Below are 23,264 nucleotides of genomic sequence, written 5' to 3'. Positions count from 1 at the left end.
ACTCCTTCCACAGCCTACGTTCTACATAGGAATATTACGGGGCCGGGCGTTCAGGCCTCGTAGCGACGCGACGTGAACACGCGCGGACCGCCGGCCGCCTCGAACACCGTGGTCGTGGACGCGCCCACGATCAGCAGCGTGCGCATGTCCACCACGGCGGGATCCAGCTCGCCCAGCGTCACCACCCGCACCGACTCGGTCGGGCCGCCCACATCGCGGCCGATCACCACCGGCGTCTCGGGTTTGCGGTGCTCGAGCACCAGATCCCGCATGGCCGCCACCTGCCAGGTGCGCTGCGACGACGCCGGGTTGTAGACGGCGAACGCCATATCCGCGGAAGCCACCGCCGAAATCCGTTGCGCCACCGTCTCCCACGGCTTGAGGCGATCCGAGAGCGAGATCATGGCGAAATCGTGGCCCAGCGGCGCGCCCAGCCGGCTCGCCACCGCACTCGCGGCGGTCACCCCGGGCAGCACCCGCACCGGCACCTCGCGCCACTGCGGATCCGCCGACTCCTCGATCACCGCGGCCGCCATGGCGAACACGCCGGGATCCCCGGACGACACCACCACGACCTTCGCGCCCTGCTTGGCCATGTCCAAAGCCATTCCGGCGCGCTCGGATTCGACGCGATTGTCACTGGCGTGGCGTCGCTGACCCGGTCGGACGGGCACGCGGTTCACGTAGGTCGTGTAGCCGACGATGTCGGTCGCCTCGGCCAGCGCGCGCGACACCTCCGGCGTGGTCCAGGCCTCGTCGCCCGGCCCCAGCCCGATGACGACCACTTCGCCGATCGACGCGGGAACTGCTTCGGCGGGAACCGTGCTCGACGCGCCGGTGGAAGTCGCCTCCGCCACAACCGATTCCGAGCCGTCCCGCACGGCGGATTCGGTCAGGGTGATGCGCGTCTGCGGGGTGGGGCCCGGAACCACCGTGATCGCGAAGTACGGGACGCTCGACTCGTCGACGTCGGCGGCGCGCAGCACGCGCTGCCGGTCGGAGCTGGCGCGCTCGACGTAGTAGGCGTCGTCGAGGCGGCCGGAGTCGGCGAGGGCGCGGCGCACACCGGGGTAGGTGCGGCCGAGCTTCATGATCGCGGCGGCGTCGGTCTCGCGCAGGCGGCGGGTCAGCTCCTCGGGCGGCAGCGTGCCCGGCAGCACGGTGAGGACCTGCTTCTCCTCCACCAGCGGGGTGCCCAGGGCCGCGGAGGCGGCGCTCACCGAGGTGACTCCGGGGATGATCTCGGTGTCGAACCGGTCGGCCAGGCGGCGGTGCATGTGCTGGAACGAGCTGTAGAACAGCGGGTCACCGGCGGCGAGCAGCGCGACGGTGCGGCCCGCCGCGAGGTGCTCGGCCAGACGGGCGGCGGCGGACTCGTAGAACTCGTCGATCGCGCCCTGATAGCCGCCGGGGTGGTCGGTGGTCTCGGTGGTCACCGGGTAGATCAGGTGCTCCTCGAGCTGGCCTTCGCGCATGTAGGGGGCGGCGATGGCGCGCGAGATGCTGCGCCCGTGCCGGGCGCTGTGGAAGGCGATGACGTCGGCCTCGCCGATCACCCGGGCGGCCTTGACCGTCACCAGTTCCGGATCGCCGGGTCCGAGCCCGACACCCCAGAGCTTGCTCATTCTTGTTCGCTCGCAATCGCATTGAGGGCGGCGGCGGTGATGGCGCTGCCGCCGCGCCGGCCCCGCACGGTCAGGAATTCGACGCCGCCGTATTCGGCCAGCGCCTCCTTGGATTCCGCGGCCCCGATGAACCCGACCGGGATGCCGAGCACCGCGGCGGGGCGGGGCGCGCCCGCGTCGATCATGTCCATCAGGTGGAACAGCGCGGTCGGCGCATTGCCGATGGCCACCACCGCACCGTCGAGGCGGTCGCTCCAGAGTTCCAGGGCCGCAGCCGATCTGGTGTTGTCCATGCGCGCGGCCAGGTCCGGGACGCGCGGGTCGTCGAGCAGGCACAGCACGTCGTTGTCGGCGGGCAGCCGCTTGCGGGTGACACCGGAGGCGACCATCTTGGCGTCGCACAGGATCGGCGCGCCCGACCGCAGGGCGGCCCGGGCCTTGGCCACCACATCGGTGCTGAATTCCACGTCGCCCGCCAGATCCACCTGCCCGCAGGCGTGGATCATGCGCACCACCACCTGTGACACGTCCGCCGGGAACCGGGCCAGATCGGCCTCGGCCCGGATGGTCGCGAACGAGCGCCGATAGATCTCGGCCCCGTCTTTGAGGTAGCTGGCACGCACGTCGGACATGCGCTCCACCATAGATTTCGCCGCCGGAGCGGCGCTGAGCGGGTAGTGCGCCCGGCCACAGTGGACGGTCTATCGTGCGCGCGGCCGGTGCTTTCCGGCTGGCCGGGTCAGGTGCGGGGGCGTTCGAGCAGGCGGGACATGACGATATTGCTGCGGGTGCGCCCGACGCGGGCGTTCTCGCGGATGCGTTCGACGGTGGCCTCGATCTCGGCCATGTCGGTGGCCATCACGTGGACCAGCGCGTCGGCCTCGCCCGCGATCGTCCACACGCCGACGACCTGGGGAATCGGTTCGAGCCCGCGGCGCAGCTCGGCGGGGGAGATGTTGTCGCGGTAGAAGACCTCGACGTACGCCTCGGTGCGCCAGCCCAGGGCGGCCGGGTTCACCACGGCGGTGAAGCCGGTGATCTGGCCCGCGGCGACCAGCTTGTCGACGCGGCGTTTGACCGCGGGGGCGGACAGGCCGATGACCGCGCCGATGTCCTGGAACGAGGCGCGCGCGTTCTTCAGCAGGTGGGCCAGGATCCGGCGATCGAGATCGTCCACGGTCACTCCCTTCGCGGGATGCGCGCACGTCCGGCGCAATGATGCACACGCATCGTTCAGACGCAATGAATCGCTGCTCGAGGGGTGATCAACGCAACGATTCGCTATTCCTGACACAACGGTACGCCACTTACCTTCGTGTCAGACCCGTCCGCGCCGCTTCCGAGGGAGTCCCGTTGACGTCCGTAGCCACGCTGCCGGCCCGCGATCCCGCCGCCCGCCGGCCCGTGCCCCGCCGCTACCTCATGTGCCGCCCCGACCACTTCGACGTCACCTATGCCATCAATCCGTGGATGGACACCGCCGACCCGGTGAACCGGACCCGCGCCCTGGCCCAGTGGGAGGCGCTGCGCGTCGCCTACGAGGGGCGCGGACACCGGGTCGACGTCATCGAACCGGTCGCGGGGCTGCCGGACATGGTGTTCGCCGCCAACGGGGGACTGGCCATCGGGGAGCGGGCGCTCTCGGCTCGCTTCGCCAATCCCGAACGCGCACAGGAAGGTCCGGCCTACCACGGCTGGATGGCCGCCCAATGCTTCACGAGCGTGGCCCGCGCCCGCGAAACCAACGAGGGCGAAGGCGATTTCGCCATCGCGCCGGACCGCATCCTCGCCGGGACCGGGTTCCGCAGCGCCCGCGGCGCGCACCAGGAGGTGGCGGAGTACTTCGGATTGCCGGTCGTCTCACTGGATCTGGTGGATCCGCGCTTCTACCACCTCGACACCGCGCTCATGGTCCTCGACGACACCATCGCCTACTACCCGGCCGCCTTCAGCGGACCCAGCGCGCGACTGCTCGCGAGCCTGTACCCCGACGCGATCATCGCCACCGAGGCCGACGCGAATGTGCTGGGCCTCAACGGCGTCTGCGACGGCTACCACGTGTTCCTCAGCGACGAGGCCGTCGACCTGGCCGCGCAATTGCGGGCGCGCGGCTACGAACCGGTCGGGATCGACCTGTCGGAGCTGCTCAAATCCGGCGGCAGCGTCAAGTGCTGCACCATGGAATGGCACTCGGTCAGAACGGCAGTCGCGTCCGGAACGGACTGACCTGCGGATCGTGCAGCGGATGGGCCAGGATCAGGAAGCGCAGCAGCATGATCGCGCCGCTGATCTGCAACGCCGCCAACGGGATCTCGCCGATGATCGCCGTGCCCAGTGACAGCCAGAAATCGCGGGCGTCCGCGGTGACGATGTCGAACCAGGCGTCCACCATCAGCAGGATGCCGGTGCCGAACGCCGGGAGCAGCAACACCACGCGCCGTTTCCAGCCCAGGTAGGCGGTGGTCGCCATCATCAATACCAGCACGATGTCGAACCCGATCCAGGCCAGTGGCCAGTTGCGGGCGTGATACTCCGCCGGCAGCGAGAACCCCAGGTACACGATCCACGGAATCAGCCCCAGACAGCCGCCCACCATGAGCGCCAGCCGCACCCGCCGATGCAGCCGCACCACCTCCGGACGCGGCAGCACCCGCTCCGGCGGCGGCTGCAACCGCCGGATCAGTTCGCGACGCTCCTCATCGGACATCGCCAGGATCTCCTGATCGCTGAGCTTCGCGATGGTCATGGCCGCCTCCAGCATCCGATGGTCGTCGCAGCGCGGATAACCCACTGTGCACCAGCAACCACGCCGCGTGCACCCCGCACCTGTCACCGACCGGTCGGGCCGGTCGCGTGCCGGCCGGCGGGGGAATCGAGTAGTCCGGTACCCGTGCCCGGGCGTCCGGCATCGGTGACCATTCGACAATGTCCGACAACATGTACGGCGGCGCGTCGGTGCAGGTGTACCCGAAAGATGCCACGTTGACCTACCCGCACGCGTGCGTGAGCGGCTTCCTCGACTACGTCGCGAAGTTCAACGGCATCAACTTCCACGCCAAGGACGACGATGTCCGGGAATGGCGGTACGACCAGGAGTACGACAACTGGCAGGACAGCCTCGGCATGGACTCGGTGCGGGTGTTCTACCACTACGCCCACAGCACCACCACGAGCAATGGCGTGTATCTGACCTCGATGGGCCGCACCTGGGACAACACCATCTACGCCGAATCCGACCGGATGGGATTCGGCGATCAGCGCCTGCGCTACCTGTTCCTGCACGGCTGCGAATCGCTGCGCACCAACTTCGGACACAGCCCCTACCGCACCTGGCACACGCCGAACCGGGGCGCGCGGATGCTGTTCGGATTCGACAGCCTCACCTTCGACACCGATCAGCAGGGGACACGGTTCTTCAAGGAATGGAACGCCGGCAAATCGTTCAGCCAGGCGTGGCAGGACGCGGCGCTGTCGATCTTCCACAACAACCACCGGGTGTCGTCGGCGGCCTGCGGCGCCACCGACCGTGAGGCGCAGGACCGGCTCTGGAACGAGCGGTTGTTCTACGGCGGCGCGGTGTCCGACGATTGGTACTGGTGGCGCTGGGCGGGTCAGTTCCCCCTCGAAGTCGACCTGAGCATTCCCCTTCCGCGCCAACCGATGTCACTGCGCCTGGCCCGCCGAAACGCTGACGCCGACACGGTGTCCGCGCTGGGTGAACGGCACGGGTTGCGGGGCGTACTCGCCGAGCCCGCGTCCCCGGTCACCGAGGAGTCTTGTGCGCGAGCCGAATTCGAACCCCGGCTGGTCATGCATCCCGACGGCAGCTACCAGGCGTTCTACGCCGAGCCGGACCGCAGCGCCAACGGCCGCACGCCGGAGGAGATTCGCGACCTCGCCGACCGGGCGCTGCGAGACCTGGACCTCGGCCATGACCTCGCCCTGGCCGGAATGTCGGCCACCTTCCACGCGGGCGCGAGCCGCGACGGCGATAGCGTCGCGGCCGCGGTGGCCGACTACACCCTGCATTACCGCCAGCTCTACGACGGCGTCCCGGCCGTCGCGGGCGGCGACGGTCAGCTCACCCTGACCCTCGACCCGACCGGCCGGCTCTGCTCGATCTCCGACACCACCGTCCCGATCCTGGGAGCCGAGCAGGGCCACCCGCCCACCACGGACGACCCCGATGCCTGCACGGCGCTGACCGAGGCGACCGCCGCCCGCGCCGAATGCCTCGGCGGCCGTGCCCGTCTCGCCGTCGTCCCCGACTCCCGCGAGATCGGCTACCGCTACGACCGTGACGACGCGGCTCTGGTCGCCCGCCAGACGATCGAGATCACCGGTGGTCGCTTCCGGATCCGCGACATCGTCGAGGTCACTGTCTGAAGGGCGCGCCGAGCGCCGATCCCGCCGATTCGGCGGGATCGGCTAGCCGGCGGGGATGACGCGGTAGCCGTCGGTGGTGGCGATGACGTCGGTGACCGCGCCCTTCGGGCGGCCACAGCGGCGGTCGCAGCCGGACCAGTGCTGGCGGCCGGCGACCACGACGTCGGCGGCGTCGAGACCCTCGCGGGCGAATTCCGGTGCGTCCGTGGGGAGGACGCGGCCGGAGTCGACGGCCTCGGCGACGTCGGCGCGGACGTCGGTGAGGGACTTGGCGCAGCCAGGCATGCCGGCACAGGCGCTGACCTGGAGCCACGGGGAGGCGGTGTCGAAGATCAGGCCCATGGGGGCCAGGACTCGGACCACCTGTTCGGCGGGCCATTCGTCGAGGTCGGCGAGGATCAGGCTGCGCCACGGGGTGACGATGATCGGGCATTCGACGGCGGCGAGGAATTCGGCGGTGCGGGCGGGGAGGGAGCCGAGGCGCACGCCCGCGCCGAGGGCCACCCGGCCGTCGGACTGGGTCATCCAGCCGATCGGAATGTCTTGGGGGCCGGGCGTTTCCAGGAGGTCGTCGGAGACGTCGAGGTCCGGGTGAGCGGTGCGGAGGCGGTCGGTCAGGCGGGCCGCGCCGTCGGGGATCTCGTGCAGACGCCAGTGGCCATCGCGCAGGTCGAGGAAGCCGTCGGCGGCGGCGAGCATCATGTCGACCGCCGCGTCGGCGGGGAGACGGAGGCCGGAGTCCTTGCCCGCCAACAGGAGTGCGTAGGTGTGCTCGTTGAGCGCGTGCACGCCGATGTCGCCGCCCAGGCCGCTGACATCGCCGCGGCCGTCGTCGAGGGTGAACAGGACCCGGCCGGGCAGGTCCGCGTAGCGCGGCTGTCCGCGCAGCCCTTCGTCGAGAGCGGGGACCAGGGGATGCACATCGGTCCAGCCGCCGACGCGTCCCGACAGCGGCGAGGCGATGATGTTGCGCACCCGCTCGTGGGTGGCGCTGGGCAGCAGTCCCGCCTCGGTGAGCCGTTCGGTGAGCGCGGCCGCGTCGCGGACCTGCCGGAACTGGATGTTCCCGCGCGAGGTGAGCTCGATGTTCCCGTCCCCGAGGTCGGCGGCCGCGGTCGCGAGGGCCTGGAGCTGGGTGGGGGAGAGGAGTCCGCCGGGCACCCGGATACGGGCGAGGGGACCGTCGGCTGCTTCGTGCAGGCGCAGCACGCCCGGGCAGGAGTCGGGATCGGTTCGCGTCATGACGCCACCCAGCGTACGGAGGATGCCGAGACCGGGCACGGCCGCCCGGGGTCGGGTTCGCCTCCGCTTCTATCTACATTTGGAGATATTGCAATCTAACTATGTGTCCCCGAGTATGGCGAGGCCGAAAGCAAAGAAAAGACTCCGGGACGGGGGAGTCCCGGAGTCCGGTTGCCGAATCGGTCGATTCGCCGGGCGGTTCAGCCCGCGCGGTGCGGTTCGATGGCCGCCGGCGCCCCGCGGCGGCGGGCGAAGGCGGGTGTGGTTTCCCAGGTGTCGTTGAGCAGGCTGGGAACGTTGTGGTGGTCGGCGTGGTCGCGGTGCACGGTGGTGCTCATGACCGTGAGACCGAACAGGATGGTCGACGCGCAGATGATCCCGGCGACGAGCGCCCACTGCGAATGACCGGAGCCGGCGGCCGTGAGAGCCATGGCCAGCGTTGCGAAGGCAACCAGTACGCAAAAGTATCCCGACCAGGCAGCAAAGCGGTTCCGCCTGACCCATCCTGGAGTGAGTGGCATACCGGCAGCGTACGCGCCGACCAGTCGGTTCCCCAGGGATGTGAGCCAGCCTTGGCCGCACTGTGATCGGCGCCCGCACGCGGCGACGCGGGCGCGATATCGGGCCCGCGACGGCGGCGCGATAGCATCGGCGAGCTCGTCGAACGGAAGAAAGCCGGTGCAATTCCGGTGCGGTCGCGCCACTGTGACAGTCAGACCTTCCCGGCGAGCGCCGAACCGTGCTGGGCGCGTCACCCTAGGAAGGCCGAGACCCTTGATCCTGTTGCTGTCCACCTCCGATACCGATCTGCTGAGCGCGCGCGCCAGCGGCGCCGCCTACCGGCTGGCCAATCCGGCCCGGCTGCTGCCGGAGGATCTGCCGGTCCTGCTGAACGGTGTGTCGCTGGTGATCGTGCGCGTACTGGGCGGTAAGCGGGCCTGGGAGGAGGGCCTCGAGACGGTGCGCGCCAGCGGAATTCCGGTGGTCGCCCTCGGTGGTGAGATCGCGCCCGACGCCGAGCTGATGGAGTGCTCGACCGTGCCCGGCGGTGTCGCCGCCGACGCCCACAACTACCTGGCCGCGGGCGGCCCGCGAAACCTGCTGCAGCTGCACAACTTCCTGTCCGACACGGTGCTGCTCACCGGCGAGGGGTTCGAGCCGCCGGTGGAGATGCCGAGCTGGGGCGAGCTGGAACGCCACGCCTGCCCCGTCCCGGACGACGCGCCGACCGTGGCCGTGGTCTACTACCGCGCCCAGCACCTGGCCGGGAACACCGCCTATATCGACGCGCTGTGCACCGCCATCGAGGCCAAGGGCGCTCGCGCGCTGCCCATCTACTGCGCCTCGCTGCGCACCGCGGAGCCGGAGCTGCTCGCCACGCTCGGCACCGTCGACGCGCTGGTGGTGACCGTGCTCGCGGCGGGCGGCACCAAGCCCGCGACCGCCTCGGCCGGCGGCGACGACGAGGCGTGGGACGTGGGCGCGCTCGCGGACCTGGATGTGCCGATCCTGCAGGGCCTGTGCCTGACCAGCGGCCGCGAGCAGTGGGAGGCCAATGACGACGGCCTGTCGCCGCTGGACGTGGCCACCCAGGTGGCGGTGCCGGAGTTCGACGGCCGCATCATCACGGTCCCGTTCTCGTTCAAGGAGTTCGACGCGGACGGGCTGTCGTCGTACGTGCCCGACGCCGAGCGTTCGGCTCGGGTGGCGGGTATCGCGGTGCGCTACGCGCGGCTGCGTCACATTCCGTCCGAGCGCAAGAAGGTCGCGATCGTGCTGTCGGCGTACCCGACCAAGCACGCCCGTATCGGCAATGCCGTCGGCCTGGACACCCCGGCCAGCGCCATCCGGCTGCTCAGCGAGATGCGCGAGGCCGGTTACGACCTCGGCGCGCCCGGCGAGATCCCGGGCCTGGAGGCCGCCGACGGTGACGCCCTGATCCACGCGCTTATCGCCGCGGGCGGGCAGGACCCGGACTGGCTGAGTCAAGAACAGTTGGAGGGCAACCCGATTCGCATCGGCGCCGACCTCTACACCAGCTGGTTCGAGACCCTGCCCGAGGACCTGCGCGAGGCGGTCGTCGAGGCGTGGGGCCCGCCGCCGGGCGAACTGTACGTGGACCGCTCCGCCGACCCGAAGGGCGAGATCGTCATCGCCGCCTTGCGTTTCGGCAATGTGGTGTTGATCGTGCAGCCGCCGCGCGGTTTCGGCGAGAACCCGGTCGCCATCTACCACGACCCGGATCTGCCGCCGAGCCACCACTATCTGGCCGCCTACCGCTGGCTGGCCGCCGCGGAGGGCTTCGCCGCCGACGCCGTGGTGCACCTGGGCAAGCACGGCAATCTGGAGTGGCTGCCCGGCAAGACCCTCGGCATGTCCGCCTCCTGCGGCACCGATGCCGCGCTCGGCGATCTGCCGCTGATCTACCCGTTCCTGGTCAACGACCCGGGCGAGGGCACGCAGGCCAAGCGCCGCGCCCACGCCACCCTGGTCGACCACCTGATTCCGCCCATGGCGCGCGCCGAGACCTACGGCGACATCTCGCGGCTCGAGCAGCTGCTCGACGAGCACGCCAATATCTCCGCGCTGGACCCGGCCAAGCTGCCGGCCATCCGCCAGCAGATCTGGACGCTCATGCGCGCGGCCAAGATGGACCACGACCTCGGGCTCACCGAACGCCCGGACGAAGAGGTCTTCGACGACATGCTGCTGCATGTCGACGGCTGGCTGTGCGAGATCAAGGACGTGCAGATCCGCGACGGCCTGCATGTGCTCGGCCAGGCCCCGGCGGGGGAGGCCGAGGTGGACCTGGTGCTGGCCATGCTGCGCGCCCGCCAGCTGTGGGGCGGCGAGGTCAATGTGCCGGGTCTGCGAGAGGCGCTGGGGCTCAGCGAGTCCGGTGACGAGAAGCGCGACCGGGTGGACGCCTTCGAGCAGCTGGCGCGCGAACTGGTCTCGGGCATGCAGGAAGTCGACTGGGACGTCGACTCCATCGATGCGGTGACCGAGGGCGTGTTCGGCGGGGAGCTCGCCGCGGCCGCGGGCCTCACCGACGTCGCCGCGCGCCTGGACGAGACGCGCCGGGTGCTGGGTTTCGCCGCCGCCGAGGTGGTGCCGCGACTGCGGCAGACCGGTGTCGAGGTCGCCCGCATCCTGCACGCGCTGAATGGCGGTTTCATTCCGGCCGGACCGAGCGGTTCGCCGCTGCGCGGTCTGATCAACGTGCTGCCCACGGGCCGCAACTTCTACTCCGTCGACCCGAAGGCGGTGCCGTCGCGGCTGGCCTGGGAAACCGGTCAGGCCATGGCGGATTCGCTGCTGGCCCGCTACCTGGCCGACCACGGCGAGTACCCGCGGTCGGTGGGCCTGTCGGTGTGGGGCACCTCGGCCATGCGCACCTCCGGCGATGACATCGCCGAGGTGTTCGCGCTGCTGGGCGTGCGGCCGGTGTGGGACGAGGCCAGCCGCCGCGTCACCCGCCTGGAGGCCATCGAGCTCGAGGAGCTGGGCCGTCCGCGCATCGACGTGACCGTGCGGATCAGCGGCTTCTTCCGTGACGCGTTCCCGCACGTACTGGCGCTGCTCGACGACGCGGTGCGCCTGGCCGCCGGGCTCGACGAGCCCGCCGACCGGAACTACGTGCGCGCCCACGCTCAGGCCGACCTGGCCGAGCACGGCGACGAACGTCGCGCCACCACACGCATTTTCGGCTCCAAGCCCGGCACCTACGGGGCGGGCCTGCTGCAGCTCATCGACTCCAAGAGCTGGCGCACCGACGACGATCTGGCCCGCGTGTACACCGCGTGGGGCGGCTTCGCCTACGGCCGCGACCTCGACGGCGCGCCCGCCGCCGACGACATGCGGACCGCCTACAAGCGAATCGCGGTGGCGGCCAAGAACACCGACACCCGCGAACACGACATCGCCGACTCCGACGACTACTTCCAGTACCACGGCGGCATGGTGGCCGCGGTGCGCGCGTTCACCGGCTCGAACCCCGAGGCCTACATCGGCGACAGCACCCGCCCGGACGCGGTGCGCACCCGCACCCTGTCGGAGGAGACCACCCGGGTGTTCCGGGCGCGCGTGGTGAACCCGCGCTGGATCGAGGCCATGCGCCGGCACGGCTACAAGGGCGCGTTCGAGATGGCCGCCACCGTCGACTACCTGTTCGGCTACGACGCCACCACCAATGTGGTCGCCGACTGGATGTACGAAAAGCTGGCCGAGTCCTACGTTTTCGACGAGACCAACCGCAAGTTCATGGAGCAGTCGAATCCGTGGGCGCTGCACGGTATCGCGGAACGTTTGCTGGAGGCGGCGGAGCGGAAGCTGTGGGAGCAGCCCGACACCGCCACCCTGGACCGGCTGCGGCAGGTCTACCTGGAGACCGAAGGCGAACTGGAGTAGGCGATTTCGCGTACCCGGACCGGGGTGGCCCGCAGGACAGCAGCGGACAACCCCGGTACAGGGGGGTTCCCACCGCCGGTTCGTAAGAGGAGTATGAGAACCGGACCCGGCGTCGGGCTCGGGGAAGCGGCGGGGCCTCCGGTGATATGCGAGTCATACTGCCGGACCGAATAATTCGAAGTGGGGAATCCCCGATTCACTGCGGTCCGCGTGCGTGCGTCCGAGTCGTAGATCACGACGTCCCATGATGGTACGGACGTTCACTCGGTGATGCGGTGAATCGGTCCCTCGACGTAGGGAACCATCATGAGAATCGCCAAGATCGCCGCTACCGCTCTGCTGTCCGTCGCCGCGCTGTGTGTTGCCACGGTGACCGCCCACGGCGAACCCGCTGTCGCGGCAACGGGAATCAGCGGGGCGGACCGGGGTGTCGACTACTCCGTCTCCCTGGCCCAGGACCGCAGCGCGGTCACCACCACGCTGGCCTCGGGTCATTTCGAGCTCGCCGGCGGCGCGGTGAACATCATCGCGCCCTCGGGGGAGACCCTCGCGGCGCTGCCGCTGGTCTACCAGGCCGCCGACCGCACTGTCACCGTCGTCCCCGAGGTGAACGCCGACGCCACCGAATTGACGGTGCGCCCGGCGAATCCGGCCGATGTCGCCGCACCCAACGGTGATGTCGTGGCGTTGCAGAACGTGGCCAATGCCGGATCGGTCGTCGCCGGGGCGCTCATCGGCTGTGTGGTCGGGGCCGTGATCGGCGTCTTCTTCTTCGTGGTCGGCGCCGTGATCGGTTGCGGTGTCGGCGGTTTGATCGGCGCGATCATCGCGAACGACCAGCCCTGATCGCCTGATCCCGAAGCAAGTAGCGCGAAACCACGTCGCCGGACCGGTCGGTTCGGCGACGTGGCGTGAATGCGCTTATGCCGGAAGGATCTCGATGCCGATGGTGCCCGCATTGCCGCGGCGCAGCTTGCTTCCGGTGATGGTCAGCCAGCCCAGGATCCCGTACTTGCGCTTGATGAGATCGCGCACGCGGTCGCTGCCCGCGTCGTCGAGCACGGTCGCGCGCCCCTTCACGATCTCGCCGTGCGTCTTGCCGCGCACATCGCAGGGTTGCAGCGTCACGTCGGGATTGCGCCGGATGCGCTTGACCTTCCAGCTGTCGGTGACCGTCCACACGTAGAGGCGGCCGCCGTCGAGCGCGGCCCACAGCGGTGTCGCCACCGCGGTGCCGTCCTTCTTGTAGGTGGTCAGGTTGACGTAGCTCGCGGTGCCCACAGGCCCGAACGGGTTGTCCACGCCCGCAGCCTATCCGGTCTGGCCGCCGGACGCTCCCAGGCGCACGAGGTCGCGGGACGCGGAGAAATCGGCGACCAGGTCGGCGAAGGCCGCACCGTGGGTGAGCGGGAGATAGTGCCCGGATCGCGGCACAACCAGCAGCCGGGCGTCGGGGGCGGTGTGCAGGAAGCGCTGTTCGCCGATCCGGAAGTGGTCGTGGCCGCCGTTGATCAGGCGCACCGGACCGGGATACGCGGCCAGCGCGGCGAGGGGATCGAAGGCGATGAGGGCGGCCATCACATCGGGAATGGCCTCGGTCGCGATGCCGCCGCGCGCGATGTCGGCGGCGACCCGGGGTGGCAGGACCTGGTCGAAGACCCGCTCGCTGAAGGCCTTTCCGCCGTCGGCGCGGGTGGTCAGGGCGCGGTGCATGAGCAGGAACGGGGTCGCGAGGGCCCGGTTGGGAGTCACGCTCGCGCCCGCGACGACCAGTCCTGCCACTCGCTCCGGGTGCGCCGCGGTGGCCGCGATCGAGACCTGGCCGCCCAGTGAATGGCCCACGACCACCGCCTCGCCGCCGAGGTGATCGATCCCCGCGCGCACGGCGTCGATCGCGCCCGGCAGGGTGAATCGTTCGCCGCGGCGGCTGCCGTGTCCGGGCAGGTCGATGGCCAGCACCGGGTGCCGCGGGGCGAGGTGTTCGCTGACCTGCCCCCAGCAGGCGGAACTCAATCGAATGCCGTGCACCAGCAGGATCGGTGTCGTCGTCATGGCGTCCTCCCAACTCGAATGCAACGCTACGTTGCGTTGCAATCGCACCACGGTTCGGTTCGCAACGCAACGTTGTGTTGTATTTTGGTGGGGTGACGACACCGGAACGGCGAAGCGCGGGCGCGCCGCGGCAGGCGGCCGCGATCTTCGCCGCGACCCTGGAACTGCTGGCGGACAAGGGATATGACGGCCTCACCATGGAGGCGGTGGCCGCGCGATCCGGGGTGAACAAGACCACGCTCTACCGGTGGTGGCCCGCCAAGGACGCGCTGCTGGCCGCGGCGCTCACCGACTCCGACCTGCTGAGCTTCCCGATGCCGGACACCGGCAGCCTGCGCGGCGATCTGCTGGACCTGGCCCGGGCCATCGCCGGACTGCTCACCGACCCCTCGACCGCGCCCGTGGCGACAGCGGTACTGGCCGCCGCGCCCCGGCGGCCGCAGCTCGCGGCGGTCGGATCCGCGTTCTTCGCCGAACGGCTCGGCCGCGAGCAGCCGGTGTTCGAGCGGGCGGTGGCGCGCGGCGAACTCGACCCCGGCTGCGATCCCGCGGCCATCATGGATCTGCTGGCCGGGGCCATCTGGTTCCGGCTGCTGCTGCGCGGACAGCCGCTGACACCCGAATATCTGTCCGGCGCGGTCGATCTCGTGGTGGACGGGCTGCCCGGGGCGGGCTGACCGGGCGCGGCGCCGGGCCATAGGCGCGTGCTCGCCCCGATCCGTACGTTGGGTTCCGACGACCCGAACAGCACGAGGAGGCGCACGATGGCGGCAGTTTCGGTTCCCATGCTCTGGGGTGGCGAGCTACCCGAGACGCTGGATTTCTACCGGACACTGGGATACACCGTCACCTACGAGATGACCCGGCCCTACACCTACGGAATCGTCGAACGCGATGGCTTCCAGCTGCATTTCGGGCCCACACCGAAGGATCTGTCCGCGGAAGGAGCCCATGTGGGCTGTCTGGTGCTCGTGGACGAGGTCGAGCCGTGGCACGCGGAATTCAAGGCCGCGCTGCGTGCCCGCTACGGCAAGGTGCCCGCGCGCGGCGCCCCGCGCATCACCCGATTCCGCACCGGGCAGACCCGTTTCACGGTCGTGGACCCGGTCGGCAATACCGTCATCTACATCCAGCGCGACGAACCCGACCCCGAATACGGCGGCTCGACACAGCTCGACGGCCTGGCCCGGGTGCTCGACAACGCACGCATCTTCCGGGATTCGAAGAACGACGACGCCACCGCGGTCCGCGTCCTCGAAACCGGCCTGCGCCGCCACGCCGACACCGCACCACTGGTCGACCGAGCCCGGGCCCTGGCGATGCTCGCCGAAATCGCCACTGTCGCAGGCGAAGCCGAGCGGGTGGCCGAATTACTGGCTGAGATCGAGGGATTGGGACTGTCCGACCCCGATCGTGCGGCGGTGGCGGGAGACCTGGACGCGATCACCGCCGCCGGGGAGTGATCAGGCGGGGCGGGCGCCGACTATCCGCAGGGCCACGGCCGCGTAGTCGGCGCCGATCTCGTCGGGGGTGCGGCGGTAGTCGCCGTGGTACCAGCGGGAGGTGTCCACGCACAGCGACATGAGCGCCAGGGTCGCGGCGTGGGTGTCGGCGACATCGAACACGCTCTCGCCGACCCCGCGGGCCACCAGGTCGCGGACCAGGCGGTGGATGGCGAGCTGGAGGTCGGTGACCTCGGCGCGGTGCTCGGGGGTGAGGTCGGTGAGGTGGTGCAGGACCACCCGGACCGAGGCGGCGTGCTCGGCATGCCAGACCGTCAGGTCGCGCACCACGGCGGCGAGCCGGTCGGCCACGGTGCCCGCTCCGGCGGCCGCGGTGGTGGCGACCTGTTCGGTCAGCCGCATCGACGACAGCGAGATGCGGTAGAGGACTTCCTCTTTGGAACCGAAGTGCACGTACAGCCCGGCCGGGCTCAGACCCGCGCGGGCGGCGATGTCGCGGGTGGTGGTGGCGTGGAACCCGCGTTCGGCGAAGGCGTCGATGGCGGCCAGGAAGATGCGGCGCTGGCCCTCGGGGAAGCGGCGCTGGGTGAGCTCCTGATGCGCGACCGCGGCGGTGCCGCGCGCATCACCTGCCGCTCGGTCGTCGATACCCATCGAACGAGTATCGCCCAGAGCGTGTTTCGACCGCTCACCGGCCGGGGGACAACCGTGTGATCTCCCGGCGCCGGCGCTGCCGGCTCGATCGCGAGGGCGCGATGCCGATCATTCGGGAAGTCCGTCGCGCCAGTACAGCTCCACGGGGTTGAACCCGGCCGGGTCGGGCCGGCGGGGAGCGATGCGGTGGAACCCGGCTTGTTTCATGGTGCTTCGAACGATGTCGCCGTCGATGTACTTATCGTGGATCTCGAGCACGATGCGGTCGACGGCATCCATCCACGGCCTTGGGGCGGCGAAGATGTCGGCCTCGCTGCCCTCGACGTCGACCTTCAACAGGTCGACGTGGTCGAGACCGTGACGGTCCAGCAGCTCATCGACCGTGCGTGCGGGCAGGATGCGCGGCGGGCGGGCGAGGCTGTTCTCCAGTCGCCACGGCCGGGAGCGGCGCAGTTCGTACACCTCGGGAACGGCGGTGCAGGTGTCCCAGAACGCGCTGACGGCGAACTCCAGCTCACCCGCCGCGCCGGCCACCGCGCAATCCTCGACGATCCAGTCCAGGCCCGACAGCGACCGATTGCGGTGCAGTACCTGGCGGCTCTCGGTGATCGGCTCCACCGTGAGCAGCCGCCGCGGCCGGTAGCGGGCGGTGAAGTAGGCGGCGGCCTGCCCGGTGTTGCCGCCGAGGTCGACGACGGTGTCGAGGACGTCGATCTCCGAGTCGAGGGCGTAGACCTGGTCGAGCTCGTAGTAGCGGTGCAGGAAGATCTGCCAGAGGATGAGCAGGTCACTCTGATTGCGGCGCACCGTGATCGGCGCGTCGCCGCGCGGGGTGGCGAACCGCAGGCCGATCAGCTCGTCGCCGGCGAGTGGTGTGCCCGCCATGCCGAGGAAACGGCGAGCCATCCAGAACGGGGCGCGAACCCGGCTGCCGCCGCGCGCCGGGCGGGCCGCGATACCCATATCGCGGATCGTGCCGAGGGCTTCGCGCGCCAGAACCCTGGGCGTGCCGACGCCGAAGGCGCGATCGGCGTCCGAGCGTAGGTCGGCGAGATTCATGACATCTCCTGTCCGAGTGTGTGATCCGGGTGTGACGCTCGATCAGCGGGGAGCTCGGGACGGCAGGACGGGCGGTTGAATCCACGCCCATTGAGATAGCTGAATGATAGCTGTTGTCGCTGGCGGCCTTCGCCCGGCGGCTTCTGTTCGAGCCGACACACGCCACAGCGCTTGGCTCGTCGCGGGGGTCGGCGACCGTAACTTGGTGGTCGGACCCACTTTGTGGGGCGGACGGTCAGGGAAGGGACGCATGGCGATGAGCAGGCGGAGTTTCGTGGTGGGCAGTGCCGTGGCGGCCTCGGCGGCGGCTGCGGCGTGCGGGACCGGCGACTCGGGATCGGGTGCGTCGGCGGATGTCATCTTCTCCGGCGGGCCGATCGTCACCGTCGCGGGCGGAGCGGCCGAGGTCGAGGCGCTGGCCGTGACGGGCGGGCGGATCAGCGCGGTGGGCACCGAATCCGAGGTGATGGCACACCGCGGTCCCGCCACGAAGCTCGTGGATCTGCGGGGGCGGGCGTTGTTGCCGGCGTTCGTGGAACCGCACAGCCATCCCTCGCAGATCGCCGCAGCGCTCGCCCCGCCCGCGGTCGACGTGCGGCCGTTCACCGTGCCGACCGGGGACGGGGTGAACGCGAAGCTGGCCGAGGCGGTGCGGAACGCGCAGCCGGGGGAGTCGATCCTGTTGTACGGGATCGATGTGCTGTTGCAGACCGGCCTGGTGCTGCCGACCGTGCGGAGCCTCGACGCCGCTGCGCCCGCGAATCCGGTTGTGGTGGTATCCAACAGCGGGCACGCCGCCTACGGCAATACCGCGGCGCTGACACAGGCCGGGATCACTCGTGACACCCGGAACCCGCCGGGGGCGGAGTACGTGCACGGACCCGACGGCGAACTGACCGGCGAGGTGCGGGAGGCGGCCGCGATCCTGACCCTGACCGAGCCGTTGCAGGCGTCGGTCAGCGGCGGCATGCCCGACCGATTGCGCTGGGCCTATAGGGAATTGGCGGCCGCCGGATACGCCACCGCCAGCGAGCACACCGGCAGCGCCGACTCCGGGCAGCTGTACACCGCGGTGGCCGCGGACCCGGCCTGCCCGATCCGGATTCGCTCCTACACCATGGGAACCCCGGAACTGGCCACCGATGCCGCCAATGTCCCGGGCCCGGCCGTCGGCGGGGACGCCCTGTTCGGAGTCATCGGCATGAAGCTGTGGGCGGACGGATCACCCTGGCAGGGCAATATTTTCACCACGTTCCCGTATCTCACCAACGAGGCCACCGCCCGCATGGGTCTCGAACCGCACCACCACGGCGGCATGAACTACACCCCCGAGCAGATCACCGACCTGTCCGCCGCGTTTGTCGGGCAGGGCTGGCAGCCCGCCTGCCACGTGCACGGCGACGCGGCCGTGGACGTGGTGCTCGACGCCTACGAGAAGGCCCTCGCCGGGAAGACCGGCGACCTGAGGCCGCGGCTCGAGCACTGCGGGGCGATGCGGCCCGACCAGTTCGCGCGCGCCGCCAAACTCGGAGTGACGGTGAGCTTCTTCATCGAGCACGTCTACTACTGGGGCGACGTGCTGATCGACGAGCTGTTCGGCCCCGAACACGGCGCGCACTGGATGTCGGCGAAATCGGCGCTGGACGCGGGGCTGCGGATCTCGTTCCACAATGACGGCACCGTCACCCCGCCCGACCCGATCGGCAATATCGCCACCGCCGTCACCCGCACCGCGCGCGGCAGCGGCCGCGTCCTGGCTGCCGAACAGTGCCTGAGCGTCGACGCCGCGATCAAGGCGCAGACCCTCGACGCCGCCTGGCAGCTGCACCTCGACGCCGAGATCGGCAGTCTGGAACCGGGCAAGTGCGCGGATCTGGTGGTGCTGTCGGGCAATCCGCGCGCCGTGCCGCCGGAGTCGTTGCGCGCCTTGCGGGTCGAGGCCACCTACCTCATGGGCCGCCAGACCTTCGGCCCACCGCTCGCCTGACCCGTCACCCGACGCGGGTCAGCACCTGCGGGCCCGACTCGGTGATGGCGATGGTGTGCTCGGAGTGCGCGGTGCGTGAACCGTCGGCCGAGCGCAGGGTCCAGCCGTCGGGGTCGGTGACGATACGGTCGGTGCCGCGCGCGAACCACGGCTCGATCGCGAGGGTCAGGCCCGGGCGCAACCGGAAACCGCGTCCGGCGCGCCCGGCATTGGGGACGTGCGGGTCCTCGTGCATGGTGCGGCCCAGGCCGTGCCCGCCGTATTCGGTGTTGATCGGGTAGCCGTGGTCGCGGGCCACGGCGGCGATGGCCGCGGACAGGTCGCCGATGCTGTTGCCCGGCTCGGCGACCGCGATGGCCGCGTCCAGGGCCTGTTCGGTAGCGCGGATCAGCCGTTCGTCCTCGGGATCGGGGCTGCCCACGATGACCGTGACCGCGGAGTCGGCGACCCAGCCGTCGATGCTCACCGCCAGATCCATGCTCAGCACGTCGCCGTCGCGCAGCGTGTAGTCGAACGGAAGTCCGTGCAGCACCGCGTCGTTCACCGACAGGCAGACGGTGTTGCGGAACGGGCCGCGCCCGAAACTGGGGGAGTAGTCCCAGTAGCAGGAGACCGCACCGCGCTCCCGGATGCGTTCGCGGACCACGGCTTCCAGCTCCAGCAGGTTGACCCCGATCCGGGCCCGCTCCCGCAGTTCGGCGAGCACACCGGCCACGAACTGCCCGGTCACGCGCATGCTGTCGATCTCGGCGGGGCCCTTGAGTTCCACCATGACTACCTCCATCAATCGGTATTTTAATACCGACCATAGGGCTTGCGGTATTTAAATACCAAACGTAGGGTGACCGGTATGGTCCGACTGCCGCTCACGCCCGCCCAGCTCGAAGCCGGACGCCGCCTGGGCGCGGCCCTGCGCACCGCCCGCGATGGCCGCGACCCGGTGGACGTGGCCGCGAGCGCCGGCATTTCGCCCGAGACCCTGCGCAAGATCGAATCGGGGCGGCTGCCCACCCCCGCGTTCGGGACCGTGGTGGCCTTGAGCCGCACCCTCGACATTCCCCTCGACGAGCTGGCCGAGATCTGGCATCCCGGCGACACGGAGCAGCGCTCGGCCTCGTAACCGCTTGCCGGGGACCGTGACCGGCCGGTTCAGTCGCCGGTCAGCTCGACCGGCACCGCCAGCACATCCACCATCGCGCCATTGCGCAGCACCGTCACCGGCAGCGTGCGCCCGATGGCATCGGCGAACAACTGCCGCTGGATCCCCTGCGCGTCGCGGATCTCGGCGCGCGCGACGCTGAGCACCAGATCCCCGCGCCGCAGACCAGCCCGTTCGGCGGGCCCGCCGCGCACCACCTCCACGATCCGCAGTCCCGCGTCCTGCCCGGTGCGGGCGGCGACCGCGGTCGGCAGGGGAGCGGGCACCCCGACCACACCCAGATAGGCGCGCCGGACCCGGCCCTCGGTGAGCAGCGTGCTGATGATGCGGCGGGTGGTGACATTGATCGGAATCGCCAGACCCAGCCCGATCCCGGCGACCGCGGTATTGATCCCCACCACCCGGCCCGCCGAATCCGCCAGCGCGCCACCGGAATTGCCGGGATTGAGGGCGGCGTCGGTCTGGATCACGTCCTCGATGACCCGTGCGGTGCGCCGATTGCCGACCGGGACCGACCGGCCCAGCGCGCTCACCACGCCCGCGGTCACCGACCCGGCCAGCCCCAGCGGAGAACCGACCGCCACCACCAGCTGCCCGACCACCAGGCTGTCGGCGTCCCCGAGCCGCACCGCGTCGGGCGCGCCGCCGCGGGCGCGCAGCACCGCCAGATCCGAGAGCGGATCCACCCCCACCACGTCGAAGGCCGATTCGAGGCCGTCGGCGAACACCACGGTCCCCTGGCTCGCCTCGCCGACCACGTGCGCGTTGGTGAGCAGGAATCCGTCGGCGGTGAACACCACCGCCGATCCGCCGCCGCGCCGGGTCTGCACGCTGGCCACGTGCGGGGTCACCGAGGCGGCGACCGCGATCACGGTGCGCGAGTAGGCGTCCATGGCCGCGGGGTCCGGATCGCCGAAGCCCGGCGGCGGCACAGGGTCGGGATTCTCGTCCCAAGGCGAGAGGGCAGCTTCGTCGTCCACGACGACCACCATCCGATTACGTGATTACAGTGCGTAACCCCAGGATGCGCGCGCACGGGGCACCGCGACAACCGGTTCGCCGACAGCGCAAACCGGGAACGCGGATCAGCGCAGGCGGTACTTCAGGTGGGTGACGCGGGAACCGGGCAGAATCTCCGGATCCTCCAGCAGCACCGGCGCATTCGCCAGCTGACCCAGCAGCGGCACCCCGCTGCCCAGCAGCACCGGCACCAGATCGACCCAGACCTCGTCGAGCAGGCCCTCGTCGAGGCACTGCCGGGCCACATCGCCGCCGCTGACACCGACCATCCGGTCTCCGGCGATGCCGCGCGCCACGTCGATGGCCTCCTTCACCCCGCCGGTCACGAAGGTGAACGGGGCGTCGGGATGCTCGGCGATCCACTGCTCGGGCACGGTGTGGGTGACCACCACGATCGGCTTGTCCGCCGGATGCACCCCGCCCCAGCCGTCGGTGAGGCTGAACAGCCGCTTGCCGACCACGTACACCCCGACCCCGTCGAGCCAGGCCCGCAGGTATTCGGCATCGGAGGCGGTCAGCGTGAACGGGATCTCGGGGTGGGTACTGGCGATCGGCACATCGCCGGCCTGGTACCAGGCGAACAGGTGCTCGAAACCGGTTTCGCCGGGGCCCGCGATGAATCCGTCGAGGGACATGCTCGCGCCGGTGACTACCTTGCTCATGGCCGTACTCCTTCAGCAGGGGAACGAATCGGCGTGCTTCGCCGTCTCTGCCTGGAAGTCGGCGCAGCCTCCCGGAAATCATCGTTGTCGCGCGACGAATTCTTCCGGGAAACGGACCGGTGCGACCGGATCAGGTCGCCTGGCTCACCGAGGACATGTGGAAATCGGGAATCCGCAACGGCGGCATGGCCGTCCGGGTGAACCAGTCCTTCCACTCGCGCGGCAGCGTGATCTCGGTGCGGCCCGCCTCCGACACCCGCCGCAACAGGTCCAGGGGGCTCTCGTTGAAGCGGAAGTTGTTGACCGCCCCGGTCACCTCACCGTTCTCGACCAGGTAGACGCCGTCGCGGGTGAGGCCGGTGAGCAGCAGCGTGGCCGGATCCACCTCGCGGATGTACCACAGGCAGGTCAGCAGCAGACCACGCTCGGTGCGCGCGATCATGTCGGTCAGGGTGGCGTCGCCGCCGCCGGTCATGAGCAGGTTCTCGCCGGGCAACGTGACGGGGGCGTCGAATTCGGCGGCGGTGGCGCGCGGGTACACCAGCGACTCGATCACGCCCTCGCGCACCCAGTCGGTGCGCTGCGCGGTCAGGCCGTTGTCGAACACCGACAGCGACTCCGACGACGACGGCGTCGCCACGAACGGCCGGTACTCCAGACCCGCCGCGCTCGGATCCGAGGACAGGGTCAGCGGAATCCCGGTGAGCCGCTCCCCGATTCGGGTGCCGCCCGCGCGGGAGAAGGCGGTGTGGCCCTCGTGCGCGCCGCGGCCCTCCATGGACCAGGCCATGTAGATCATCAGATCCGCGACCGCCGAGGGCGGCAGCAGCGTCTCGTAGCGGCCCGCGGGCAGCTCGACACGGCGCTTGGACCAGTCCAGTCGCCGCGACAGCTCCGCCAGCAGAGCGGGGGTGTCGACATCGGCGAAATCGGTGGTGCCGGTGCCGACCCACGCGCTGGCCAGCTCCGCACCCGCACCGCGCTTGCCGTTGATCTCCACCGAACCCGTCGGCTGCACCCAGCGCCGCCGCAACCCCGTGGAGGTGCCCAGCCAGGTGGAGTGCATCTGGTGGTGGGCGAAACCGTAGAGGCGGTCGGAGCCGTCGAAACCGGCGGCGAGATCGCTTGCCAGCGTGGTGAACACGCCGATGTCGGTGGTCGCCGGGTCACCGTCCCAGTCCAGCAGCCGGTCCAGGGTGTCGGCGTCGACGGCGTCGGGATCCAGCAGCGGCATGGCGTCGCGCGCCGACTCGGCGTCGCGGGCGGCCTGTTCGGCGGCCCGCACCACGGCCTCGATCTCGGCGGGATCCACGCTGGTGGAACTCACGCTGCCGACCCGCGCGACGGTCGGGCCCTCCCGGAACACCGAGACCACCGCCCACTCGCGCGCCACCGAGGAACCGTTGGTGGTCATGGAGTTTCCGGCCCAGCGCAGCGACGCCTCGTGCGCGTCGGTGACGATCACCATGGTCTCGTCGGCGCGTGAGGCCCGCAGCGCGCGTTCGACGACCTCGGGGGCGGGGAGCACACTCACCGTGTCGGTCC

General features: G+C 70.3%; 22 protein-coding genes and 1 riboswitch. Of the genes, 8 read left to right on the top strand and 14 right to left on the bottom strand.

Annotated features, from left to right (window positions below; all coding sequences use genetic code 11):
• Positions 1–50: 50 nt before the first annotated feature.
• The 3 genes from cobJ to ACQP06_RS19260 all read right to left on the bottom strand — a co-directional run bounded on the left by cobJ (position 51) and on the right by ACQP06_RS19260 (position 2,802).
• Positions 51–1,625: a precorrin-3B C(17)-methyltransferase gene (gene cobJ / locus ACQP06_RS19270; RefSeq protein WP_433665915.1), complete on the bottom strand. Its 1,575-nt coding sequence runs from the start codon at positions 1,623–1,625 to the stop codon at positions 51–53.
• The gene (locus ACQP06_RS19265) at positions 1,622–2,257 is read right to left on the bottom strand and encodes a precorrin-8X methylmutase (RefSeq protein WP_433665914.1); all 636 of its coding nucleotides are present in this window, start codon (positions 2,255–2,257) and stop codon (positions 1,622–1,624) included. The genes cobJ and ACQP06_RS19265 overlap by 4 nt, the downstream gene beginning before the upstream one ends.
• 107 nt (positions 2,258–2,364) lie before the next feature.
• The gene (locus ACQP06_RS19260; RefSeq protein ID WP_379274236.1) at positions 2,365–2,802 is read right to left on the bottom strand and encodes an Lrp/AsnC family transcriptional regulator; all 438 of its coding nucleotides are present in this window, start codon (positions 2,800–2,802) and stop codon (positions 2,365–2,367) included.
• Between the two features lie 176 nt (positions 2,803–2,978).
• Here ACQP06_RS19260 and ddaH point away from each other — a divergent pair, with 176 nt between their 5' ends.
• Positions 2,979–3,851 carry a dimethylargininase gene (gene ddaH / locus ACQP06_RS19255; RefSeq protein ID WP_433665913.1) on the top strand — a complete coding sequence of 291 codons (873 nt, stop codon included), beginning with the start codon at positions 2,979–2,981 and terminating at the stop codon, positions 3,849–3,851.
• Here ddaH and ACQP06_RS19250 read toward each other — a convergent pair.
• Positions 3,820–4,371 (bottom strand): hypothetical protein, encoded by a 552-nt coding sequence (locus ACQP06_RS19250; RefSeq protein WP_433665912.1) that lies wholly within the window; start codon positions 4,369–4,371, stop codon positions 3,820–3,822. The genes ddaH and ACQP06_RS19250 overlap by 32 nt on opposite strands.
• 179 nt (positions 4,372–4,550) lie before the next feature.
• Here ACQP06_RS19250 and ACQP06_RS19245 point away from each other — a divergent pair, with 179 nt between their 5' ends.
• Positions 4,551–6,011, top strand: a complete 1,461-nt coding sequence (locus ACQP06_RS19245; RefSeq protein WP_433665911.1) for a DUF6345 domain-containing protein — start codon at positions 4,551–4,553, stop codon at positions 6,009–6,011.
• A gap of 42 nt (positions 6,012–6,053) precedes the next feature.
• Here ACQP06_RS19245 and cobG read toward each other — a convergent pair whose 3' ends face one another.
• Together cobG and ACQP06_RS19235 are read right to left on the bottom strand one after the other, a co-directional pair.
• Entirely contained in the window at positions 6,054–7,253 is a 1,200-nt protein-coding gene (gene cobG / locus ACQP06_RS19240) for a precorrin-3B synthase (RefSeq protein WP_433665910.1), read from the bottom strand.
• 200 nt (positions 7,254–7,453) lie between these two features.
• On the bottom strand, positions 7,454–7,684 hold the full coding sequence (locus tag ACQP06_RS19235) for a hypothetical protein (RefSeq protein WP_433665909.1): 231 nt from the start codon (positions 7,682–7,684) through the stop codon (positions 7,454–7,456).
• Positions 7,685–7,910: 226 nt separating this feature from the next.
• A riboswitch (adenosylcobalamin-variant (AdoCbl-variant) riboswitch) is annotated at positions 7,911–7,982 on the top strand.
• A gap of 45 nt (positions 7,983–8,027) precedes the next feature.
• On the opposite strand from ACQP06_RS19235, the gene cobN reads away from it, so the two are divergent.
• Together cobN and ACQP06_RS19225 are read left to right on the top strand one after the other, a co-directional pair.
• Positions 8,028–11,663, top strand: coding sequence for a cobaltochelatase subunit CobN (gene cobN, locus ACQP06_RS19230; RefSeq protein ID WP_433665908.1), 3,636 nt, complete (start codon positions 8,028–8,030; stop codon positions 11,661–11,663).
• A gap of 306 nt (positions 11,664–11,969) precedes the next feature.
• Positions 11,970–12,509, top strand: a complete 540-nt coding sequence (locus ACQP06_RS19225) for a hypothetical protein (protein ID WP_433665907.1) — start codon at positions 11,970–11,972, stop codon at positions 12,507–12,509.
• A 75-nt stretch (positions 12,510–12,584) separates the two neighbouring features.
• Here ACQP06_RS19225 and ACQP06_RS19220 read toward each other — a convergent pair whose 3' ends face one another.
• Positions 12,585–12,965, bottom strand: a complete 381-nt coding sequence (locus ACQP06_RS19220; RefSeq protein ID WP_357085732.1) for a PPOX class F420-dependent oxidoreductase — start codon at positions 12,963–12,965, stop codon at positions 12,585–12,587.
• Between the two features lie 9 nt (positions 12,966–12,974).
• A complete protein-coding gene (locus ACQP06_RS19215) occupies positions 12,975–13,715 on the bottom strand; it encodes an alpha/beta fold hydrolase (RefSeq protein WP_433665906.1) in 741 nt (246 codons plus the stop codon).
• A 92-nt stretch (positions 13,716–13,807) separates the two neighbouring features.
• Between ACQP06_RS19215 and ACQP06_RS19210 the strand changes: the two genes are divergently transcribed.
• Both ACQP06_RS19210 and ACQP06_RS19205 read left to right on the top strand, forming a co-directional pair.
• On the top strand, positions 13,808–14,392 hold the full coding sequence (locus tag ACQP06_RS19210) for a TetR/AcrR family transcriptional regulator (protein WP_433665905.1): 585 nt from the start codon (positions 13,808–13,810) through the stop codon (positions 14,390–14,392).
• An 87-nt stretch (positions 14,393–14,479) separates the two neighbouring features.
• Positions 14,480–15,178, top strand: a complete 699-nt coding sequence (locus ACQP06_RS19205) for a glyoxalase (RefSeq protein WP_433665904.1) — start codon at positions 14,480–14,482, stop codon at positions 15,176–15,178.
• On the opposite strand, the gene ACQP06_RS19200 is transcribed toward ACQP06_RS19205, so the two are convergent.
• Both ACQP06_RS19200 and ACQP06_RS19195 read right to left on the bottom strand, forming a co-directional pair.
• Entirely contained in the window at positions 15,179–15,832 is a 654-nt protein-coding gene (locus ACQP06_RS19200) for a TetR/AcrR family transcriptional regulator (RefSeq protein ID WP_433665903.1), read from the bottom strand.
• Positions 15,833–15,940: 108 nt separating this feature from the next.
• Positions 15,941–16,891: an FkbM family methyltransferase gene (locus tag ACQP06_RS19195; RefSeq protein ID WP_433665902.1), complete on the bottom strand. Its 951-nt coding sequence runs from the start codon at positions 16,889–16,891 to the stop codon at positions 15,941–15,943.
• 250 nt (positions 16,892–17,141) lie between these two features.
• Here ACQP06_RS19195 and ACQP06_RS19190 point away from each other — a divergent pair, with 250 nt between their 5' ends.
• Complete coding sequence (locus ACQP06_RS19190; RefSeq protein ID WP_433665901.1) at positions 17,142–18,878, top strand: amidohydrolase; 1,737 nt, start codon at positions 17,142–17,144, stop codon at positions 18,876–18,878.
• A gap of 4 nt (positions 18,879–18,882) precedes the next feature.
• Here ACQP06_RS19190 and map read toward each other — a convergent pair whose 3' ends face one another.
• A complete protein-coding gene (gene map, locus ACQP06_RS19185; RefSeq protein WP_433665900.1) occupies positions 18,883–19,650 on the bottom strand; it encodes a type I methionyl aminopeptidase in 768 nt (255 codons plus the stop codon).
• Positions 19,651–19,728: 78 nt separating this feature from the next.
• Between map and ACQP06_RS19180 the strand changes: the two genes are divergently transcribed.
• Complete coding sequence (locus ACQP06_RS19180) at positions 19,729–19,998, top strand: helix-turn-helix domain-containing protein (RefSeq protein ID WP_433673367.1); 270 nt, start codon at positions 19,729–19,731, stop codon at positions 19,996–19,998.
• A 29-nt stretch (positions 19,999–20,027) separates the two neighbouring features.
• On the opposite strand, the gene ACQP06_RS19175 is transcribed toward ACQP06_RS19180, so the two are convergent.
• The 3 genes from ACQP06_RS19175 to ACQP06_RS19165 all read right to left on the bottom strand — a co-directional run bounded on the left by ACQP06_RS19175 (position 20,028) and on the right by ACQP06_RS19165 (position 23,247).
• A complete protein-coding gene (locus ACQP06_RS19175; protein WP_433673366.1) occupies positions 20,028–20,930 on the bottom strand; it encodes a S1C family serine protease in 903 nt (300 codons plus the stop codon).
• A gap of 192 nt (positions 20,931–21,122) precedes the next feature.
• Positions 21,123–21,719 carry a dihydrofolate reductase family protein gene (locus ACQP06_RS19170; protein WP_433665899.1) on the bottom strand — a complete coding sequence of 199 codons (597 nt, stop codon included), beginning with the start codon at positions 21,717–21,719 and terminating at the stop codon, positions 21,123–21,125.
• A gap of 130 nt (positions 21,720–21,849) precedes the next feature.
• The gene (locus tag ACQP06_RS19165; protein WP_433673365.1) at positions 21,850–23,247 is read right to left on the bottom strand and encodes a metallopeptidase TldD-related protein; all 1,398 of its coding nucleotides are present in this window, start codon (positions 23,245–23,247) and stop codon (positions 21,850–21,852) included.
• Between the last annotated feature and the right edge of the window lie 17 nt (positions 23,248–23,264).

This window comes from Nocardia sp. CA-136227 (assembly GCF_050955695.1).
GTDB lineage: Bacteria > Actinomycetota > Actinomycetes > Mycobacteriales > Mycobacteriaceae > Nocardia.
This window is presented reverse-complemented; position numbering and strand designations above follow the sequence as displayed.